At 70.2% G+C, this 19830-nt stretch carries 19 protein-coding genes; 6 read left to right on the top strand and 13 right to left on the bottom strand.

Annotated elements, in window-relative coordinates; genetic code table 11:
• Positions 1 to 50: 50 nt before the first annotated feature.
• The gene (locus GFK26_RS09195) at positions 51 to 959 is read right to left on the bottom strand and encodes a LysR substrate-binding domain-containing protein (protein WP_153281717.1); all 909 of its coding nucleotides are present in this window, start codon (positions 957 to 959) and stop codon (positions 51 to 53) included.
• Between the two features lie 101 nt (positions 960 to 1060).
• Between GFK26_RS09195 and GFK26_RS09190 the strand changes: the two genes are divergently transcribed.
• The gene (locus tag GFK26_RS09190; protein WP_153281716.1) at positions 1061 to 2071 is read left to right on the top strand and encodes a zinc-dependent alcohol dehydrogenase family protein; all 1011 of its coding nucleotides are present in this window, start codon (positions 1061 to 1063) and stop codon (positions 2069 to 2071) included.
• Between the two features lie 188 nt (positions 2072 to 2259).
• Positions 2260 to 2964, top strand: a complete 705-nt coding sequence (gene aqpZ, locus GFK26_RS09185; RefSeq protein ID WP_153281715.1) for an aquaporin Z — start codon at positions 2260 to 2262, stop codon at positions 2962 to 2964.
• Between the two features lie 24 nt (positions 2965 to 2988).
• On the opposite strand, the gene GFK26_RS09180 is transcribed toward aqpZ, so the two are convergent.
• The 5 genes from GFK26_RS09180 to GFK26_RS09160 form a co-directional block, all read right to left on the bottom strand.
• Positions 2989 to 3330, bottom strand: a complete 342-nt coding sequence (locus GFK26_RS09180; protein ID WP_153281714.1) for a hypothetical protein — start codon at positions 3328 to 3330, stop codon at positions 2989 to 2991.
• Between the two features lie 143 nt (positions 3331 to 3473).
• Positions 3474 to 4835, bottom strand: a complete 1362-nt coding sequence (locus GFK26_RS09175; RefSeq protein WP_153281713.1) for a sensor histidine kinase — start codon at positions 4833 to 4835, stop codon at positions 3474 to 3476.
• Positions 4832 to 5488 (bottom strand): response regulator transcription factor, encoded by a 657-nt coding sequence (locus tag GFK26_RS09170; protein WP_153281712.1) that lies wholly within the window; start codon positions 5486 to 5488, stop codon positions 4832 to 4834. The genes GFK26_RS09175 and GFK26_RS09170 overlap by 4 nt, the downstream gene beginning before the upstream one ends.
• 98 nt (positions 5489 to 5586) lie before the next feature.
• The gene (locus GFK26_RS09165) at positions 5587 to 6699 is read right to left on the bottom strand and encodes a winged helix DNA-binding domain-containing protein (RefSeq protein ID WP_153281711.1); all 1113 of its coding nucleotides are present in this window, start codon (positions 6697 to 6699) and stop codon (positions 5587 to 5589) included.
• Between the two features lie 14 nt (positions 6700 to 6713).
• Positions 6714 to 7538 (bottom strand): pseudouridine synthase, encoded by an 825-nt coding sequence (locus GFK26_RS09160; protein ID WP_153281710.1) that lies wholly within the window; start codon positions 7536 to 7538, stop codon positions 6714 to 6716.
• A 165-nt stretch (positions 7539 to 7703) separates the two neighbouring features.
• Between GFK26_RS09160 and GFK26_RS09155 the strand changes: the two genes are divergently transcribed.
• From GFK26_RS09155 to GFK26_RS09140, 4 genes are all read left to right on the top strand, one after another.
• A complete protein-coding gene (locus tag GFK26_RS09155; RefSeq protein ID WP_153281709.1) occupies positions 7704 to 8846 on the top strand; it encodes an MGDG synthase family glycosyltransferase in 1143 nt (380 codons plus the stop codon).
• On the top strand, positions 8843 to 9343 hold the full coding sequence (locus GFK26_RS09150) for a hypothetical protein (protein WP_153281708.1): 501 nt from the start codon (positions 8843 to 8845) through the stop codon (positions 9341 to 9343). The genes GFK26_RS09155 and GFK26_RS09150 overlap by 4 nt, the downstream gene beginning before the upstream one ends.
• Positions 9340 to 9888, top strand: coding sequence for a dual specificity protein phosphatase family protein (locus tag GFK26_RS09145; RefSeq protein WP_153281707.1), 549 nt, complete (start codon positions 9340 to 9342; stop codon positions 9886 to 9888). Before GFK26_RS09150 ends, GFK26_RS09145 begins: the two co-directional genes overlap by 4 nt.
• 89 nt (positions 9889 to 9977) lie before the next feature.
• Positions 9978 to 11108, top strand: a complete 1131-nt coding sequence (locus tag GFK26_RS09140) for a zinc-binding dehydrogenase (protein WP_153281706.1) — start codon at positions 9978 to 9980, stop codon at positions 11106 to 11108.
• Positions 11109 to 11317: 209 nt separating this feature from the next.
• On the opposite strand, the gene kdpE is transcribed toward GFK26_RS09140, so the two are convergent.
• The 7 genes from kdpE to kdpA are packed head-to-tail and all read right to left on the bottom strand — an operon-like array spanning position 11318 to position 19829.
• Positions 11318 to 12019 carry a two-component system response regulator KdpE gene (gene kdpE / locus GFK26_RS09135; protein WP_101491405.1) on the bottom strand — a complete coding sequence of 234 codons (702 nt, stop codon included), beginning with the start codon at positions 12017 to 12019 and terminating at the stop codon, positions 11318 to 11320.
• An 8-nt stretch (positions 12020 to 12027) separates the two neighbouring features.
• Positions 12028 to 14772: a DUF4118 domain-containing protein gene (locus GFK26_RS09130; protein ID WP_153281705.1), complete on the bottom strand. Its 2745-nt coding sequence runs from the start codon at positions 14770 to 14772 to the stop codon at positions 12028 to 12030.
• Positions 14773 to 14785: 13 nt separating this feature from the next.
• A complete protein-coding gene (locus GFK26_RS34455) occupies positions 14786 to 14917 on the bottom strand; it encodes a hypothetical protein (protein ID WP_265590126.1) in 132 nt (43 codons plus the stop codon).
• Entirely contained in the window at positions 14907 to 15260 is a 354-nt protein-coding gene (locus tag GFK26_RS09125; protein ID WP_153281704.1) for a hypothetical protein, read from the bottom strand. Before GFK26_RS09125 ends, GFK26_RS34455 begins: the two co-directional genes overlap by 11 nt.
• Before the next feature lie 13 nt (positions 15261 to 15273).
• The gene (gene kdpC, locus GFK26_RS09120) at positions 15274 to 15885 is read right to left on the bottom strand and encodes a potassium-transporting ATPase subunit KdpC (protein ID WP_153281703.1); all 612 of its coding nucleotides are present in this window, start codon (positions 15883 to 15885) and stop codon (positions 15274 to 15276) included.
• A gap of 13 nt (positions 15886 to 15898) precedes the next feature.
• Positions 15899 to 18007 (bottom strand): potassium-transporting ATPase subunit KdpB, encoded by a 2109-nt coding sequence (gene kdpB, locus GFK26_RS09115; protein WP_153281702.1) that lies wholly within the window; start codon positions 18005 to 18007, stop codon positions 15899 to 15901.
• A gap of 13 nt (positions 18008 to 18020) precedes the next feature.
• A complete protein-coding gene (gene kdpA, locus GFK26_RS09110) occupies positions 18021 to 19829 on the bottom strand; it encodes a potassium-transporting ATPase subunit KdpA (protein WP_153281701.1) in 1809 nt (602 codons plus the stop codon).
• Between the last annotated feature and the right edge of the window lies 1 nt (position 19830).

The following is a 19830-nucleotide window of genomic DNA, read 5'->3' as shown; positions in this document are numbered from 1 at the left end:
TCTCCTCGTTGCTCGAAGGCGCAGGATAGCGCCCGTCTGCGTGGATGGGTTCAGCGTGTCGCCAGCAGCGGTGGCAGGTGTTCCACCAGCCAGTCGATCACCACGCGCGTCTTCAGCGGCAGGTAGCGGCTCGGCGTGCGGATCACGTGCAGCGGAAAGCCAAACGGCACCGGCTCGTCGAACACGCGCACCAGCGTGCCGGCCGCAAGCGCGTCGGCCGCCAGCCAGGCCGGCAGCCGCGCCAGGCCCATGCCGCCGAGGGCGGCCTCCAGCAGCACCTCGGCGCTGTCGCAACGCAGCCGCGACGGGAGCGCGGCCTCCACCATCGTTCCGCCTTCGTGAAAGCGCCAGGGCGACACCTGCCCGTCGCGGGCGTAGTACACGGCCTCGTGCGGCGCGACCAGTGCGCGCAGATCACGCGGATGGCCGCGCTCGGCCAGGTACGCGGGCGCAGCGCACAGCAGCATCCACTGCACGCCGACCGGCCGCGCCACGAGGCCCGCGCTGTCGTCGAGCTCGCCGCTGCGGATGGCCAGGTCGAGCCCCTCTTCGACGAGGTCGACGCGCCGGTCATTGAAGGCCAGCTCCAGCGACAGCTGCGGGTGCTGACGCGCCAATGCCAGCAGCAGCGGCCCGACCTTGAGCCGCCCGAGCATCGCCGGCATGCTCAGGCGCACGAGGCCGGCGGCCGTGTGGCGCGCGGCGTCGGTGAGCGCCTCGGCCGCGTCCAGTTCGGCCAGCGCGCGGCGGCAGCGCTCGTAGTAGCCGTGCCCTTCCTCGGTGAGGCTCTGGCTGCGTGTGGTGCGCAAAAAGAGGCGCGTGTCCAGCCGCGCCTCGAGCCGCGCGATGCTCTTGGCGACGGCCGAACGCGTGACGTGCAAACGCTGCGCGGCGAGCGCAAAGCTGCCCGCCTCCACCGCCGCGACGAACTCTTCGATGCCTTGCAGGCGTTGGCTCATTGGAGACTTTCAAGCACCATTCTTCGGAAAATTATCCACCACCGGATCGTTTTCATCGTCAATAGCATCGAGGTCAGTCCTTTTTTGATGGAGCCTTTCCGATGCAAGAACCCGACGTGCTGCGCCGCTGGCAGCTTCCCCGGCTGGGCCGCGCCCACCTCGAACAAGCCGACGCGCCGATGCCCTCGCCGGGCGCGGGCCAGATCCTCGTGCGCGTGGGCGCGGTGGCGCTCAACTACCGCGACCTGCTCATGGTGCGCGACGGCATGGGCATGGCGCTCGACCTGCCCTTCACGCCCGGCTCGGACATGGCGGGCACCGTGGTGGCCGTGGGCCCGGGCGTGCGCCGCTTTGCCGTGGGCGACCGCGTGATCAACACCTTCTGGGGCGGCTGGATCGACAGCCACTGGCACGCCGACACCACGCTGCTCGGCGGCCCCGGCCCGGGCATGCTGGCCTCGCACGTGTGCATCGATGCGAACTGGGCCGTGGCCGCGCCCGCCACGCTGAGCCTCGAAGAAGCGAGCACGCTGCCCTGCGCCGGCCTCACGGCGTGGTTCGCGCTGGTCGAAACCGGCGCCCTGCGCGCGGGCGAGACGGTGCTGGTCCACGGCACCGGCGGCGTCGCGCTGTTCGGGCTGCAACTCGCGCGGCTGCACGGCGCGCAGGCCATCGTGGTGACGGGCAGCGCCGACAAGCAGGCCGCCGCCCGCGCGCTCGGCGCCACGCACGTGCTGGCGCGCGACAGCGACTGGCCCGCCGAGGTGCGCCGGCTCACGCACGGGCGCGGCGTCGACCACGTGCTCGAACTCTCGAGCGGCCCCGACCTCGACCGCTCGCTGCAGGCCGTGAAGCAGGGCGGGCGCGTGTCGATCATCGGCATGCTCGGCGGCGACACGCTGAGCGCGTCGTTCTACGCGATGGTGCTCGGCCGCGTGACGGTGCAAGGCATCGGCGTCGGCCACCGTCGTGCGCTCGAAGAGCTGGTGCGCGCGGTCGATGCCAACGCGCTGAAGCCGGTGATTGCGGCGCGCTACGGCTTCGACGCGCTGCCCGCCGCGCTCGACCATCTGGAACGCGGCGCGTTCGGCAAGGTCGTCGTGACGATGTGACGACGATGTGCGGTGGCGCGCCCTCGCCCCGCCCATTTGCAAATGCTGCAGGGCACAAATCCACAGCAATCGTGAACAGTTGCCGCTCAGCGCGCCCGTTTGCTCGACGCCTTCATTTCCCGTTCCTAGAATGCGGCCCGCGTTCGGCCCTCGCCGTGCGCGCTTTCTCAACTTCAGGATGGAGCGTTATGGAACACAGTACCTACAAAAAGTGGTCTGCAGAATTCATTGGTACTTTCTGGCTCACGCTCGGAGGCTGCGGAAGCGCAGTTCTGGCAGCGGCCTTTCCGGGCGTCGGCATCGGCCTGCTCGGCGTCTCGCTGGCCTTCGGCCTCACGGTGGTCACCGGCGCCTATGCGCTCGGTCCGATCTCGGGCGGCCACTTCAACCCGGCCGTGTCGATCGGCCTCGCCGCCGCAGGCCGTTTCAAGGCCGGACAGTTGCCGGGCTACATCGTGTCGCAGGTGCTGGGCGCCATCGCGGCGGCCGGCGTGCTGTACCTGATTGCCACCGGCAAGCCGGGCGCGGACATCGGCGGCTTTGCCACCAACGGCTACGGCGAGCACTCGCCCGGCAAGTACAGCATGACGGCTGCACTCATCAGCGAAGTGGTGATGACCGCCGTGTTCCTGATCGTGATCCTCGGTGCCACCGCCCGGCGCGCGGCAGCCGGCTTCGCAGGCATGGCCATCGGCCTGTGCCTGACGCTGATCCACCTGGTGTCGATCCCCGTGACCAACACCTCGGTGAACCCGGCGCGCAGCACCGGCCCGGCCCTGTTCGGCCCGTCGTACGCGATGTCGGAGCTGTGGCTGTTCTGGGTCGCCCCGATCGTGGGCGCGATCATCGGCGCGGTGATCTACCGCGCACTGCTCAGCAGCAACGACGACTGAGCTGGTAAATCTTCGGCGGCGGACTCAGCTTCCGCTGCTGCCCGACTTCACCATCGGCAGTGAAGTCGATTGCCCGATGGGCTCCGTGCCCGTCGGGTGCGACGCCGCATAGGCGCCCGCCTCGATGTCGGACACCGGCGTCATCCCATTGATCGCCGGCGCCGAGGTCGATTGCCCGATGGGCTCCGTGCCGCTCGGACGTGCCGCCGCCATCGCGCCGGCCTGCACCTCCGGGTTCTCCGGCGAATTCATCTGCAGCGGATGGAAGTCCGAACCGTCGGTGGTTTCGGCGGACGCGTGGACCGTGCCCAGGGCCGCGAACGCGGCGAAGGAAGCAACGGCAAGAAGTTGGAACGAAGTGCGCATGGTGTGTTCTCCTGAGGGCAGGTTGTCTCCGGTCCGGAGCCGTCGCGCGGACCGCGCGCAGCAGGACCTGCAGCCACTCTAGGCAGCCTGACTGAGGCGAGCGTGAGCGAAGAATGAGCGGAGCGTGAGCATCACCGCGCCCTCTACATCGGCAGCAGCACCCGCGCCCTCAACCCCGGCCCGTCCTCGCGGTTGCGCAGTTCGATGCGCAGCCCATGCCGCTCCGCCGCCGTGCGCGCAATCGCCAGGCCCAGCCCGCTGCCGCCCGCCGCCGCGCCGGGCACGCGAAAGAAGCGGTCGAACACGCGCTCCAGTTCGGCCGGCGGAATGCCCGGTCCGTTGTCCAGCACGTCGACCACCGCCTGTCCGTCCTCGACCCGGTGCAGCCGCACATCGACCACGCCACCTTCGGGCGCATAGCGCAGCGCGTTGTCGATGAGGTTGTCGAACACGCTGCGCAGTTCGGACGCGGGTGCAGTCACCACGGCGCTCGTGAGTCCTTCAAAGCCCACGTCGATGCGCCGCGCATCGGCCAGCACCATGCGCTGGCCCAGGCTGTCGCGCAGCAACGCTTCGATGTCGACCCGCTCGCCCGGCGCATCCGAGGGCGGCGCGTCCTGCCGCGACAGCTGCAGCAGCTGCTCGATCAGGTGCTGCGCGCGCGTCACGCCGGCTTCGAGCTGGTTGAAGCGGTCGGTGGCTTCGCCCGCCGGCACGTGCGCGCGCAGGTTCTCGATCTGCAGGCCGATGGCGGCCATCGGCGTGCGCAGCTCGTGCGCTGCGTCCTGCACGAAGCGGCGCTGCGTGGCGAAGGCGCTGCGCACGCGCGACAGCAGGTGGTTGAAGGCGCCCACCAGCGGCGTGATCTCGTCGGGCACGCGCGCCAGCGACAGCTCGGTGGGGCGACGCTCGTCCTGCGAGGCCACGTCGCGCGCCACGCCGCGCAGCGAGCGCGAGGCGGCCGACACGATGAGCCACAGCACCAGCAGCGCCGCCGGCAGCAGCAGCGCGATCGGCAGGCCTTCGAGCAGGGCGCGGCGCAGCGCACGGCGGTGCCGGTAGTCCTCGTTCTGCAGCACCTGCACGCGCGGCGCGTCGGCATGCAGCGCGGGCTCGGCCGTGAACACGCGCCAGCGCGAATGTGCGGGCCCTTCCGCGTGCACGTCGCGGAAGCCGCTGCCGGGCTGCAGCGGCACCGACAGCGCGGGCCACGAACTCGCGCGCAAGGTGGCGCCGTCGGCGCTCCAGAGTTGCACGACGAAGGCGCCGCGCGAGAACGCCGCTTCGCCGTCCATCGCGCGCGGGGTCTTGGGCGGGTCGTTGCCCGCGTACGACTCGGCCACCAGCCGCATCTGGTCGTCCAGCGCGTTGTGAACGAGGTTGCCGTAGGCCAGGAAAGAGAACCACGCCGTGAGCACCGCCGCCACCACATGCAGCGTGACCAGCCACAGCAACAGCTGGGTGCGCAGCGAACGCGGGCGCCACCAGCGGCGGTCACCGGTCATGCAGCCACTCGCCAGCCGAGCCCGCGCACGTTGCGGATCGCGTCGGCGCCGAGCTTGCGGCGCATGCCGTGGATCAGCACATCGATCGCATTGCTGGTCACTTCGTCGCCCCAGCCGTAGATGCGGTTCTCGAGCTGCTCGCGCGAGAGGATGGCGCCGGGCCGCTCCAGCAGTGCGTGCAGCAGTGCGAACTCGCGCGCGGTGAGCGCCTCGGGCACGCCGTTCACGGCCACCTCGCGCGTCGTGAGGTCCAGCTGCAGCGCGGCAGTGCCGATCCGTGAATGCGCGGCGCCGTCGCGGCGGCGCACCACGGCGCGCATGCGCGCGAGCAGTTCGCGGAACTCGAAGGGCTTGAGCAGGTAGTCGTCGGCGCCGAGGTCCAGGCTGTGGATGCGATCGTCCAGGCCGTCGCGCGCGGTGAGCACCAGCACGGGCGTGGCGTCGCCGCGTTCGCGCGCGCGGCGCAGCACCTCGGTGCCGTCCTGGCGCGGCAGGCCCAGGTCGAGCAGCACGCAGGTGTAGCCGCCGTCGCCGAGCGCGCTGTGCGCCAGTTCGCCGTCGCGCACCCAGTCGGCCGACCAGCCCGCGCCCTCGAGCGCCTGCTTCAGGCTGCGCCCGATCATTTCGTCGTCTTCCACCAGCAGCACGCGCATCGCGGCGACTCCTTCGCGCGCAAGGTAGCACGCGACCGGGATGATCGGTAGTGGCCCTGCGCCGCGGCGCAGCGTAGGCGCGAAGACTTAGGAGAGGCTTAGGCGGGGCTCAGGACGCGAACCGCGTGCCGCTCGCCTTCTGCGCCCGCGGCAAAGGCCAGCAGGCGCAGCGCCTCTTCCTCCACGCCGCGCCGGTCGGCCGCCGACCAGCGCGTGAAGGGCTCCAGAACCACGGTGGCCGCCTGCGTCGCGCGTTCGATCTTCCAGGTGCCCGCCACGAAGCCGTCGAGCAGCACCGTGCCGCGCACGATGCCGTTGACGGTGAACACGCGGGCGCGATGCGCCTCGTCGAGCACGCGGCTGCGGTCGGCGTGCGAGAGCAGCAGGTTGTCCCATTCGGCGACCAGGCGCGGCGGCGCGTGCGTGTCGGGGTCGGGGCGCGGCGCGCGCGGCAGATCGAAGAGTTCCTGGCCCTGCTCGCCGGTGAACACGCGCAGCTGCGGCCGCAGCCGTTCGGCCACGGCCTTCCACCCCGTGAGGCCCGACCACGCGCCCGCATCGGCCAGTGTCGCGGGGCCGAAGGCGGCGAGGTAGCGCAGGAGCAGGTCGTCTTGCGTGGCTTCTGCGATCTCGGCGGCGGATTCACCGAGCCATGCGCCGAGCGGCTGCAGCAGCGCGTTCTGGTGCGAGTTCCAGCTGCCCGCGGGCGGCAGGTGAACCAGCGGCACGTTGTTGCGGATGAGCGCGGCAAGTGAAGCCGGCGCGTGGTTCTTCCAACGCCCGGCAAGCGCCTGGCCGAGCGCCGTGCCGGTGAGCGGTCCGCCATCGAGCAGCGCACGGCCCGCCTTCACCACGGCCGCACGGTCGACGCCTTCCAGGGCCCGCGCATGCAGGCCCGACAGGCCGCGCTGGTGCACCGGTTCGAGCAACGGCCGCCAGGCCCACGCGTCCGGGGCGGTCATCAGGTGCAGGGTCGCCCGCAGCGTCGACATGCGCACGATGCGGCGTGTTTTCAGCGCATCGGTCAACTGCTCGCGGCGAAAGCCTTCGAGCCGGCTCCACAGACCGACGTACGGTGGGTTGGGCGCCTGCGCCTGCAAACCGGCCAGCTTGTCGATGGCCTGCACGACGGTCGCCTTGCGCCGCGCCAGCAGCATCTGCCGCGCCAGCGTGGCCCGGTTCAATGCGCGCCGGCTCAGCACCGCGGCCATGGGTCGATTTTTGGTTAGAACTTCTCGTGCGGCGCCAGGTAGCGCCACTGCCCGACCGGCAGGTTGCCGAGCATCACCTTGCCGATGCGCACGCGCTTCAGCCCCACCACCTTGAGGCCGACCAGCTCGCACATGCGGCGGATCTGGCGCTTCTTGCCTTCGGTGAGCACGAAGCGCAGCTGCTCGGGGTTCTGCCACTCGACGCGCGCCGGCTTGAGCGCCTGGCCGTCCAGGCTCAGGCCGTGCCGCAGCCGCGCGAGCATGGCGGGCGGAAACACCGCCTGCACGTTGGTGGTGACCGGGTCGTCGTCGTCCAGGCGCACCAGCTGGCCGGTGGGCGCCGGCTGGTCCAGGCCGTGGTAGGCCACGCGCACGAGGTATTCCTTGTCCATCACCGAGTCTTCGCCGATGAGCTGGCGCGCGATGCGCCCGTCCTGCGTCATCACGAGCAGGCCGGTGGAGTCGATGTCGAGCCGCCCGCACGGCGCCAGGCCGCGCAGCTGCTGCGGGCCGAAGAAAAAGCGCGCGTTGTCTTCCACCCAGCGGTTCTGGGGCGTGAAGAGCGTGACCGCCGGCTCGTGGCCGTCTTCGGCCTGCCCGCTCACGTAGCCGATGGGCTTGTTGATGAGGATCGTGACCTGGTTCGCCTGCTGGCCCTTGGCGGCCTTGTCGACCTCGATGCGGTCGTTGGGCGTGACCTTCACGCCCATCTCGGCGGGCTTGCCGTTGACGCGCACCCAGCCCTGAGCGATCCAGTCGTCGGCCTCGCGGCGCGAGCACAGGCCGAGTTCGGCCATGCGTTTGTTGAGGCGGACGGGGGCGGGGGCGTTGTCGGTCATGGGAGCAATGGTTGCGGCTGGCGAGATGGCGGTGCACAGCCCGCGGGACGGGGCGTCCCGTGACATTTTCGCCGATGGCGGGCGCCGTGCCACGCCCGGGGCCGATGTGTCGCAATGCGTGGCGATAATGCGCGCCAATCGGCACGCCGCCGGCATCCTTACTGCATGACCCATCTCCTGATCCTCAGTGTGAGCGCCGGCAACGGCCATGTGCGCGCCGCCCAGGCGCTTGAATCCACCCTCGCCCAGTCGTTCGCGCCGCATACCGCGGTGCATGTCGACGCCATGGCCCATGTGCCGCTGGGCTTTCGCAAGGTGTACACCGACTGGTACCTCCAGCTGGTGAACCGCGCGCCCGAGCTGTGGTCGTACCTGCACCAGCGCACCGACGTCACGCCGCACCACGCGCCCTCGCAGCGGCTGCGACGCGGCATCGAGCGCCTGAGCACCGGCGCGCTGGTGCGCGAAATTCGCCGCGCCAAGCCCGACGCCGTGATCTGCACCCACTTCCTGCCGGCCGAGCTGCTGATGCGCGAGCGCAACCGGGGGCGCATCGAGTGCCCCGTGTGGCTGCAGATCACCGACTACGACCTGCACAACATGTGGCTGGTGCCGGGCATGACCGGTTACCTCGCGGCGACGGAAGAAGTCGCCTTCCGGCTGCGCGCACGCGGCATTCCGCCCGAGCGCGTGCATGTCACGGGCATTCCGGTGATGCCGGCTTTTTCCGAGCCTGATGCACCCGAGCTGGCGCACGCGGCCTGCGCTCGTGCGCTGGGGCTGGACCCCGCACGGCCGGTGCTGTTGATGGCGTCGGGTGGTGCCGGCGTGGGCGACCTGCCGAGCATGGTCGAGCGCGTGCTGGCGCTCGGCGGCGACACGCCGTTCCAGGTGATCGCCGTGGCCGGCCGCAATGCGGACGCGCACGCGCGGCTCGAGGCGCTGTCGCGGCGCCATCCGGGCCGCGTGGTGGCCGTCGGTTTCACGAACGAGATGCACAAGATGATGGCCGCGGCCGACCTGGTCGTGACCAAGCCCGGCGGCCTCACGGTGTCGGAGTGCCTGGCGCTGGGCAAGCCGATGCTGCTGATCTCGCCGATTCCGGGGCAGGAAGAGCACAACGCCGGCTTCCTCATGGAAGAAAGCGCCGCGTGGCTGGCCTACGACGCCATCGGCCTGGACTACAAGGTCGCGCGCCTCATGGCCGACCCCGCCAAGCTCGCCGCCATGGCCGCGCGCAGCCGCGCGCTGGGCAAGCCGCAGGCCGCGCGTGCGGTGCTGCAGCGCGTGCTGGGCCTCGTCGAATGAGCGGCGGCGCCGTGGAGCCCCGGCCGGGCATCGGCCGCACGCTGGTCTACCTCGCGTGGGTCGTGACGATGGCGTTCTTCTTCGCCAACGCCGAGATCCAGATCGAAGGCGGTGCGGGCTGGGCCACCTCGCTGCCCACGTGGCGCATCGAGAACAACATCTGGCTCGACCTGTTCTGGGGTGGCCGCGCGATGACGGGTTATCACGCCTGGGTGTTCACCTTCATGATGCTGGTGTTCTTCTCGCCGCTGGCCTTCCAGGGGCGCTGGACATGGCGCGACTGGGGTCTGGCGCTTGCGGGGCTGATCGTGTTCTGGGTTTGCGAAGACTTCCTGTGGTTCCTCATCAACCCGGCCTTCGGCTTCGAGAACTTCAACCCGACCAAGGCGTTCTGGCACAAGCACTGGCTGTGGGGTGCGCCGATCGACTATTGGGGCGGGCTTGCGATCGCGGCGCTGATCCTGACGGTGCGCCACTGGCGTCCGCGCGCGCGATGACAACGACAAAAACGAAGACCGCCGACCTGCGCCCCGGCCACTGGGCCGATCCGCTCAATGCCCTGCAGGTCGAGAACCTGCACCGCATCACGCCCACGCTGTATCGCAGCGCGCAGCCGCGCCGCGCGAACGTGGCGGCGCTGCAGACGCTGGGCATCCGCACCGTCGTGAGCCTGCGCTCCTTCAACGACGACCGGAAGGTGTTTGCGGGCAGCGGCATCCGGCTGGTGCGCGTGCCGATCAACACCTGGTCGATCGACGATGCCAAGGTGCTGCGCGCGCTGGTCGCGATCCGCGAGGCCGAGAAGCAGGGCCCGGTGCTCATTCACTGCATGCACGGCGCCGACCGCACCGGCGTGGTGGCGGCCGTCTACCGCATGGCCGTGCAGGACTGGGACAAGGACAGCGCGCGCCAGGAGATGCTGCGCGGCGGCTATGGGTACCACACGATGTGGCGCAACATTCCGCGCTACCTCGAGCGGCTCGACCCGCTGAAGATGCGCCATGCGCTGGCCCATGCCCCGGTGATTCCCGTGGTGTCCTGAAGGCGCCAGCAGGCGCGCGCACCCGCTCCTATACTGGCCGCCCCGTGGCCGATGGCCATCTCCGAACGACCTTTCACAGGGGCTTCTCCATGGCACTCCAGCTGCGCTCTCTCATCCGTTCCAACGGCGAACTCGAACTCTCGCTGCACGACGACCCGATGCCCGAACCGCAGGCCCACGAGGTGGTGATCCGCGTCGAGGCCTCGCCGATGAACCCGTCGGACCTGGGCCTGCTGTTCGGCGCCGCCGACATGACCACCGCGGTGGCCTCCGGCACGGCCGATCGCCCTGTCGTCACCGCCATGGTGCCCGAGCGCGCACGCGCGTCGATGGCGGCGCGGCTCGACCAGTCGATGCCCGTGGGCAACGAGGGTGCGGGCGTGGTCGTCAAGGCCGGTTCGTCGCCGGCCGCGCAGGCATTGCTCGGCAAGACGGTGGCGGCCATCGGTGGTGCGATGTATTCGCAGTACCGCTGCCTCGCCGCTGCGCAGTGCCTGGAGCTGCCTGCGGATGCCACTCCTGCCGATGGCGCCTCGTGTTTCGTCAACCCGCTCACCTCGCTGAGCATGGTCGAGACCATGCGGATGGAAGGCCACAAGGCGCTGGTGCACACGGCAGCCGCGTCCAACCTCGGCCAGATGCTCAACAAGATCTGCCAGAAGGACGGCATCGACCTCGTCAACATCGTGCGCAAGCCCGAGCAGGAAGCGCTGCTGCGCAGCATCGGCGCGAAGTACGTCTGCAACGCGAGCTCGCCGGAATTTCTCGACCAGCTGACGGACGCCCTGGTCGCCACCGGCGCCACGCTGGCCTTCGACGCCACGGGCGGCGGCAAGCTCGCCGGCCAGATCCTCGGCTGCATGGAAGCGGCGCTGAACCGCACCGCCAAGGAATACAGCCGCTACGGCTCGACCACGCACAAGCAGGTCTACATCTACGGCGGCCTGGACCGCAGCCCGACCGAGTTCGTGCGCAACTTCGGCATGGCCTGGGGCATGGGCGGCTGGCTGCTGTTCCCGTTCCTGCAGAAGCTGGGCGATGAAGGCACGCAGCGGCTGCGTTCGCGCGTGGTGGCGGAGTTGAAGACGACGTTTGCGAGTCACTACACGCGGGAGGTGTCTCTTGTGGAGGCGCTGCAGCTGGATGCGATCGGGGTGTATGGGAAGCAGGCGACCGGGGAGAAATTCCTGCTGAATCCGAACAAGGGATTGGCGGCCTGATCGCTTGCGATCGAGTGAGCGGCTGTCGTGATGTGACGGCCGTTGCCCTCACCCCAACCCTCTCCCCGAGGGGAGAGGGAGCAAGACCTCGGCGTCGTTGACTGCCTTCTTGCGCACCTCTTGCTCTCTTGTCCCCGCCTTGTCCCCTCTCCCCTCGGGGAGAGGGTTAGGGTGAGGGCATGTGCCGCCGACAAAGCGCGGCCTCCTCACTAGACAACCAGCCGATACCCCACCGCCGTCTCCGTCAACAGATGCTTCGGCTGCGCCGGGTCCGTCTCCAGCTTCTGCCGCAGATGCCCCATGTAGATGCGCAGGTAGTGGCTCTGGTCCGTGTGCGACGGGCCCCACACCTCGCGCAGCAGCTGTCGCTGCGTCAGCACGCGGCCGGCGTTGGCCACCAGCACGGAGAGCAATCTGTACTCGGTCGGCGTGAGGTGCACCTCGGCGCCGGCGCGGCGCACGATGCGTGCGGCGCGGTCCAGTTCGATCTCGCCGAAGCGGAACACGGCCTCGGCGGCCGGTTCATCGCCGTTGCCGCTCGCGGCACGTGGGCGGCGCAGGTTGGCGCGCACGCGGGCCAGCAGTTCGCCGGTGCCGAAGGGCTTGGTGAGGTAGTCGTCGGCGCCGGCGTCGAGTGCGGCGATCTTGTCGGCTTCGTCGGTGCGGGCCGAGAGCACGATGATCGGCACCTGTGACCAGCCGCGCACATCGCGGATCAGCGACACGCCGTCGCCATCGGGCAGGCCCAGGTCGAGCACCAGCAGATCGGGTTGGCGCGTGCCGGCGGCGGCAAGGCCGTCGCGCAGGGTGCCGGCTTCGTGCACCTGCCAGCCTTCGGCCTCGAGCGCGCCGCGCACGAAGCGGCGGATCTGCGGCTCGTCTTCGATCACGATGGCGGTGGGGGATGGCATGGCGGGTTTCAGAGCTGGGCTTCAGCGGGTTCGGGCGGCTCGCGGCGCGGCAAGGTGACGGTGAATTCTGCACCGCCGTCGCGCGCATTCGCTGCGCTGATCTCGCCGCCGTGCGCGCTCACCACGGCACGGCAGATGGCCAAGCCGAGGCCGACGCCGGGCGTGGCGGACTCGGCCTCACCGCGCGTGAACTTGTCGAACAGTGTCTGCTCGCGGCCGTGCAGCGCGGCGGGCAGGCCGGGGCCGTGGTCGCGCACCGTGAGCACCAGCGTGCCGGGCTCGGCGCGCGCGCCCACCTCGATGGGCGCGGCGCCGTACTTGGCGGCGTTTTCCAGCAGGTTGACGAGCACGCGCTCGATGAGCACGGCGTCGAACTCGACCAGCGGCAGCTCGGGGTCCCACGCGGTCTGCACGGTCATGCCGCGCAATGCGGGGCGCGCGGCGCGGATGGCGGCGCCCACCACTTCTTCGACCGACTGCCAGTCGCGCCGCAGGTTGACGGTGCCGCCGGCCACGCCGCTTTCGAGCCGCGCCATGTCGAGCAGGTTGCTGACCAGCGCATGCAGCGCGTGGGCCTGCGTGACGATGGCGCGCGCGGCCTCGGTGTGTTCTTCGGGCGGAAGGGTCTGCAGCGATTCGGCCAGCGCGATGAGCGCGGTGAGCGGCGTGCGCACGTCGTGCGAGATGGCGCCGAGCAGCGCATTGCGCAGGCGCTCCGATTCCATCTCGACCACGGCGCGCTGCGCGACTTCGACGTAGTGCACGCGCTCCAGCGCGATGGCGATCTGGCGCGCGAGCGTGTCCAGCTGCTGCGCCTGCTCGGGAATCAGCAGCCAGCGCGGACGGGCCGGGCACAGCGCGAGCACGCCGCGCACGCGCATCGGCGCGCGCAGTGGCACGTAGTGCCAGGGCTGCGCGGCGAGCGTGGCGGTGGCCAGGCCGGCAGGCTGGCCGTGGCGGAAGGCCCAGTCGGCCACCTGCGCATCGAAGCCGGGCGCCGGGTCGGCGGGGGGCACGAGCTGGTCGGCCGCATCGGTGACCAGCACGCGCGCATGGCCGCCGAAATGGGCCTGCACGGCGGCGGCGCCGAGCGCGACGACCTGGGTGCTTTCGAGGGCGGCCGAGAGTTCGCGCGTGAGCTCGAACAGCGAGCGTGCGCGGCGCTCGCGGCTGGTCGACACGCCGGCCGCGAAGCGCAGCCCGGCCGTGAGCTGGCCCACCAGCAGGCCCACGCCGAGCATCACGGCGAAGGTCAGCAGGTACTGCACGTCGCTGACCGCGAAGGACAGGCGCGGCGCGACGAAGAAGTAGTCGAAGGCCGCCACGTTGAGCATCGCCGCGAGCGCCGACGGCCCGCGCCCGAAGCGCATCGCCACGCCCACCACGCCGAGCAGGAACAGCATGACGATGTTGGTGAGCTCCAGCACGCCGGTCAGCGGCGTGCACAGCAGCGTGAGCGCGATGCTGGAGGCAGCGGCCCACGCGTAGCCGGGCCAGCGCGATTGCGCGCGCTCGTCGTCTTCGTCGGCCTGCGTGGCGACCAGCGATGCTTGCGACAGGCGGCGTGCGCTGTCGGCGCGGCCGACTTCGAGGATGTCGAGCGCCGGTGCCCGTTGTGCCAGCGCGCGCGCCAGCGGCACCGCGGACGCACCCCACCAGCGCCGCCATCCGCGCACGGGCTCCGCGCGGCCGATGACCAGCGTCGCGCAGTTGAGGCGCCGCGCCTGCTCGGACAGTTGCTCGGCCACGTCGGCGCCGGTAAGCACGGCCGTGGCCGCGCCCAGTTCCTCGGCGAGCTTGAGCACGGCGAGGATGCGGTCGCGCTGCGCGGCATCGAGGCGCTGCAGCCGCGGCGTCTCGACATACGCGGCATGCCAGCGCACGTTGAGCTGGCCCGCGAGCCGCGCCGCCGTGCGCACGGTCTGCGCCGCGCCCTCGTGCGGACCGACGCAGGCCAGGATCGCGCCCGAGGTGTTCCAGGCCTGCAGCGCCGCGCCGCCCTGCCCGTTGCCGCCGGGGACCGACTGCTCGACGCGCCAGCCGCGCACGTCGTCTTCGACGTGCTCGGCGGTGCGGCGCAGGGCGATCTCGCGCAGCGCGATCAGGTTGCCCTTGCGGAAGAAGTTCTGTGCGGCGCGCTCGGCCTGCTGCGGCAGGTAGACCTTGCCGGCCGCGAGCCGCGCCGTGAGTTCGTCGGGCGTGACGTCGACCAGCACCACCTCGTCGGCCTCGTCGAGCACGCTGTCGGGCACGGTCTCGTGCACGCGCACGCCGGTGATGGCGCCGACGGTGCCGTTGAGGCTTTCGAGGTGCTGCACGTTGAGCGCCGACCACACCTCGATGCCCGCGGCCAGCAGCTCCTGCACGTCCTGCCAGCGCTTGGCGTGGCGCGAGCCGGGTGCGTTGGTGTGGGCCAGTTCGTCGACCAGCAGCACGGCGGGCTTGCGCGCCAGGGCGGCGTCTAAATCGAACTCGGCGAGCGTGCGGCCGCGATAAGGCAGCTCGCGCAGCGGCAGCGTGTCGAGCCCCGCGAGCAGCGCGGCCGTCTCGCTGCGGCCGTGCGTTTCGACCACGCCGATGAGCACGTCGCGTCCGGCCTCGCGCTCGCGCCGGGCGGCGCTGAGCATGGCCCAGGTCTTGCCCACGCCGGCGCTGGCGCCGAAGTAGATGCGCAGCTTGCCGCGCAGCGCGCGCGCCTCGTCGCTGCGCAGTTGCGCGAGCAGGGCGTCGGGGTCGGGGCGGGTCTCGGGCATGGGAAGGTGCAGGTTATCGCATCGGCCCGTTCTTGCGCCGCCGCGCATGCCGGCGCGCGGTGCGCGACAGCACCCACCAGGCAAAGCCCAGCGGCACGAACAGCGCCGCCATGGCCAGCAGCACGTGCAGCAGGTCAGAGACCATGGCGCAGGCCGCAGCGCGTGAGGTGATCGCGCCAGCTCATGAGCCGGCCGATCTCGCCCGAGGGCACGCATTCGATGAGCCGGTGCAGCACCTCAGCGTAGCGCGTGGTCGGAAAGCGGATCATCAGGCGCACGCAGGGCGCGTCGCTTTCCTGCGAGCTGCAGGCATGCAGCAGCGGCTCGCAGCGCACCACGCCGGCTTCGGCGCAGGCCGCAATGCTGCGGCGCACGCGCAGTGCGTCGGCGCAGCAGACGGTGACATCGAGCACGTGGAACTGCGTCGTGCGCGGCGCGATCGGACTTCGCACGACGCTGGGGTGGTCACGGTAAGCGGCATAGGCCATGGTTGTTTTCTCCTCAACGCACCGTCGAAGAAGCTTCAAGCGCCAGGTTCAGCGCCAGCACGTTGACGCGCGATTCGCCCAGCACGCCCCACAGCGGCTTCTGGGTGTTCTGCACGATCAGCGCATTCACCTGGTCGGGCGCCATGCCGCGTTCACGTGCCACACGGGCGGCCTGGTAGTGCGCGGCGGCGGGGCTGATGTCGGGGTCGAGCCCGCTGGCCGAGGCCGTGACGAGGTCCACGGGCACCGGCGCGGTGTTGCCCGCGTCAGCCGCGCGCAGCGCTTCGACGCGCGCCTTCACCGCATCGGCCAGCGCGGGGTTGAGCGGGCCCTGGTTGGAGCCGCCCGAGGCGCTGGCGTTGTAGGGCTGCGGCGCGGTGGCCGACGGGCGGCCCCAGAAGTGCTTCGGGTCGCTGAAGTTCTGGCCGATGAGCGCGGAGCCGACGGGCTTGCCGTCGCGCACGACGAGGCTGCCCGCCGCTTGCGATGGGAACAGCGACTGCGCGGCGCCTGTGACAGCCGCCGGGTAGATCAGGCCGGTGAGCGCGCTCAGCAGTGCGAAAAGCACGAGTGCGGGGCGAAAAATGCCACCGTTGTTGTTGGCGTTGGTGTTGTGGCTTGTCATGGTGAAGAACTCCTCAGACGAGATGGACGGCCACGAGCAGCCAGTCGATCAACTTGATGCCGATGAAAGGAACGAGCAGACCGCCCAGGCCGTAGATGGCGAGGTTGCGGCGCAGCAGCGCAGCGGCGCCCACCGGCCGGTAGCGCACACCCTTGAGCGCGAGCGGAATCAGGAACACGATGACGAGCGCGTTGAAGATCACCGCCGACAGAATGGCCGACGACGGGCTCGCAAGCCGCATCACGTTGAGCGCACCCAGCTGCGGATACGTCGACACGAAGATCGCCGGAATGATCGCGAAGTACTTCGCCACGTCGTTCGCGATCGAGAAGGTGGTGAGCGAGCCGCGCGTCATGAGCAGCGCCTTGCCGGTCTCCACCACCTCGAGCAGCTTGGTCGGGTTGGAGTCGAGGTCGACCATGTTGCCGGCCTCTTTCGCGGCCTGCGTGCCGCTGCCCATGGCCACGGCCACGTCGGCCTGCGCGAGCGCGGGGGCGTCGTTGGTGCCGTCACCGGTCATCGCGACCAGGCGGCCTTCGGCCTGGTACTTGCGGATGAGCGCAAGCTTGTCTTCGGGCGTGGCCTCGGCCAGGAAGTCGTCCACGCCGGCCTCGGCCGCGATGGCGGCGGCCGTGAGCTTGTTGTCGCCCGTGATCATCACGGTCTTGATGCCCATGCGGCGCAGCTCGGCAAAGCGCTCCTTGATGCCGGTCTTGACGATGTCCTTGAGTTCGACCACGCCGAGCACGCGGTTGCCTTCGGCCACGGCCAGCGGCGTGCTGCCGCGGCGTGCCGTTTCTTCGGCGGCGCGCAGCATCTCGGCTGGCATGGTGCCGCCGAACGATTCGACATGGCGGCGCACCGCATCGACCGCGCCCTTGCGCAGCACGATGGCGTCGGTGTCGAGGCTGTGGGGCGCGGCCGGCAGGTCGACACCGCTCATGCGGGTCTGCGCGGTGAACGGCACATAGCGCAGCACGTCGACAGAAGCGGCTTCGAGGCCATCGCGACGTGCCAGCTCGACGATGCTGCGGCCTTCGGGCGTTTCATCGGCCAGCGAGGCGAGCATGGCGGCGCGCGCGAGGCGGCCCTTCGGCACGCCCGGTGCGGGCAGGAAGGCGCTGGCCTGGCGGTTGCCGTGCGTGATGGTGCCGGTCTTGTCGAGCAGCAGCACGTCGACGTCGCCGGCGGCTTCCACCGCGCGGCCCGAGGTGGCGATCACGTTGGCCTGCATCATGCGACTCATGCCGGCCACGCCCACGGCCGAGAGCAGGCCGCCGATGGTGGTCGGGATCAGGCACACGAGCAGCGCGACCAGTGCGGTGAGCGACACCACGGTGCCCGCGCCCGCGGCCTCGACGCTGAACACCGAGAACGGCAGCAGCGTGACGGTGACCATGAGGAACACGATCGTCAGTGCGACCAGCAGGATGGTCAGCGCGATCTCGTTCGGCGTCTTGTGGCGCTTGGCCGCCTCGACCATGCCGATCATGCGGTCCAGGAACGACTCGCCCGGGTTCACCGAGATGCGCACCACCAGCCAGTCGGACAGCACGCGGGTGCCGCCGGTGACGGCCGAGAAGTCACCGCCCGATTCGCGCACCACAGGCGCCGATTCGCCGGTGATGGCGCTTTCATCGACCGAGGCCACGCCTTCGATGACCTCGCCGTCAAGCGGGATCACGTCGCCGGCTTCGACCAGCACGACGTCGCCCTTGCGCAGGTTGGGTGCCTGCTCCGGCAACCACGGCGCGCCATGGTGCGGCTGTTGCTGGTCCTTCAGCTTCTTGGCCCAGGTGTCCTTGCGCAGGCCGCGCAGCGACGCCGCCTGTGCCTTGCTGCGGCCTTCGGCCAGTGCTTCGGCGAAGTTGGCGAACAGCACGGTGAACCACAGCCACACGGTCACGGCCAGCACGAAGGCGGGCTGCATGCCGGTGTCGCCGGGAAAGCTCAGCGCATGCACCCAGAGCAGCGTCGTGAGGATGCTCCCGATGTAGACGATGAACATCACCGGGTTGCGCCACTGGGTGCGCGGGCTCAGCTTGGCGAAGGCGCCCCACAGCGCGGGCTTCACGAGCGCCGCATCGAACAGCGAGAGAGAGGTTTTGGTTTTGACAGTCATGGTGCGCTCCTTCTTATTTCCAGAGCACGAGGTGTTCGACGATCGGCCCGAGGGCCAGTGCCGGCACGTAGTTGAGCAAGCCGACCAGCAGCACGGTGCCGATCAGCAGGAAGACGAACAGCGGACCGTGCGTGGGCAGCGTGCCGCTGGTGACGGGCAGGCGCTTCTTGGCGGCCAGCGCGCCGGCAATGGCGAGCACCGGCACGATCATCGCGAAGCGGCCGAGCCACATCGCCAGGCCGAGCAGGCCGTTGTAGAACGGTGTGTTGGCCGACAGACCCGCGAAGGCGCTGCCGTTGTTGTTGGCGGCCGAGGTCAGCGCATACAGCACCTCGGAGAAGCCGTGCGCGCCAGGGTTGGCGATGCCGACCTTGCCCGCACCCGCGCTCACCGCCAGCGCGGTGCCCGCCAGCACCAGCACCGGCGTGACGAGGATGGCGATGGAGATCAGCTTCATCTCGCGCACCTCGATCTTCTTGCCGAGGTACTCGGGCGTGCGGCCGATCATCAGGCCCGCGATGAACACCGCGAGCATGGCGAACACCAGCATGCCGTACAGGCCGCTGCCGACGCCGCCGAAGACGACCTCGCCCAGCTGCATCAGCACCAGGGGAACCATGCCGCCGATGGGCGTGAGAGAGTCATGCATGGCGTTCACCGCGCCGCACGAGGCGGCGGTGGTCACGGCGGCGAAGAGGGCCGAGGCGTCGATGCCGAAGCGCACTTCCTTGCCTTCCATGTTGCCGCCGCTTTGCAGCGCGCTCGCCATCTGGTCCACGCCCAGCGGGCCCAGCAGCGGGTTACCAGCCTGCTCGGCGGGCGTGACGACCAGCACCGCCACCACGAACAGCACCGTCATCGCCGCGAGCACGGCCCAGCCCTGGCGCAGGTCGCCGACCACGCGGCCGAAGGCAAAGCACAGCGCCGCCGGGATCAGGAAGATCGCCAGCATCTCCAGCAGGTTGCTGAACGCGGTCGGGTTCTCGTAGGGATGCGCCGAGTTGGCGTTAAAGAAGCCGCCGCCGTTGGTGCCGAGCATCTTGATCGCTTCCTGCGAAGCGACCGGGCCCATGGCGAGCGTCTGCGTGGGGGTGCTGGCGTCTTCCATCACGGGCGCGCCCTTGTCGTCCTTCAAAGGCTGGCCATCGGGGCCGTTCTTGGGCTGCTGGAAGGCCGTGGCCTCGAGTGTCTGCACGCTCTTGTAGGCGTCGAAGTTCTGGATCACGCCCTGCCCTGCGAGGCACAGCGCGAGCACGAACGAGATCGGCAGCAGCACCCACAGCGTGACGCGCGTCACGTCGGCCCAGAAGTTGCCGACCAGACCCTTGCCCTCACGCCCTTCCCCGCGGCGCGCAAAGCCGCGCACCAGCGCGAAGGCGACCGCGATGCCGGTGGCGGCGGAGAAAAAGTTCTGCACCGCCAGGCCGAGCATCTGCGTGAGATAGCTCATGGTCGACTCGCCGCCGTAGCCCTGCCAGTTGGTGTTGGCGACGAAGCTCACCGCCGTGTTGAAGGCCGAGTCGGGCGACACCGCGCCCATGCCGGCCGGATTGAACGGCAGCCCGCCCTGCAGGCGTTGCAGCGCATACAGAAAGATCGCGCCGATGGCGTTGAACGCGAGCAGCGCCAGCGCGTAGCGCAGCCAGTGCATCGACTGCTCGGGCTGGGTGCCCGCGAGCCGGTACAGCGGTGCTTCGACGCGCTGCATCCAGCGCGGCACGCGCTCGCCGCACAGCGCAGCCAGCAGCTTGCCCAGCGGCCAGGCCAACACGAGCAGCGCGCCAAGAAAAAGGGCCAACAAGACCCAGGCCGAGGTTTCCATG

The organism is Variovorax paradoxus (genome assembly GCF_009498455.1).
GTDB classification, from domain to species: domain Bacteria; phylum Pseudomonadota; class Gammaproteobacteria; order Burkholderiales; family Burkholderiaceae_C; genus Variovorax; species Variovorax paradoxus_H.
This window is presented reverse-complemented; position numbering and strand designations above follow the sequence as displayed.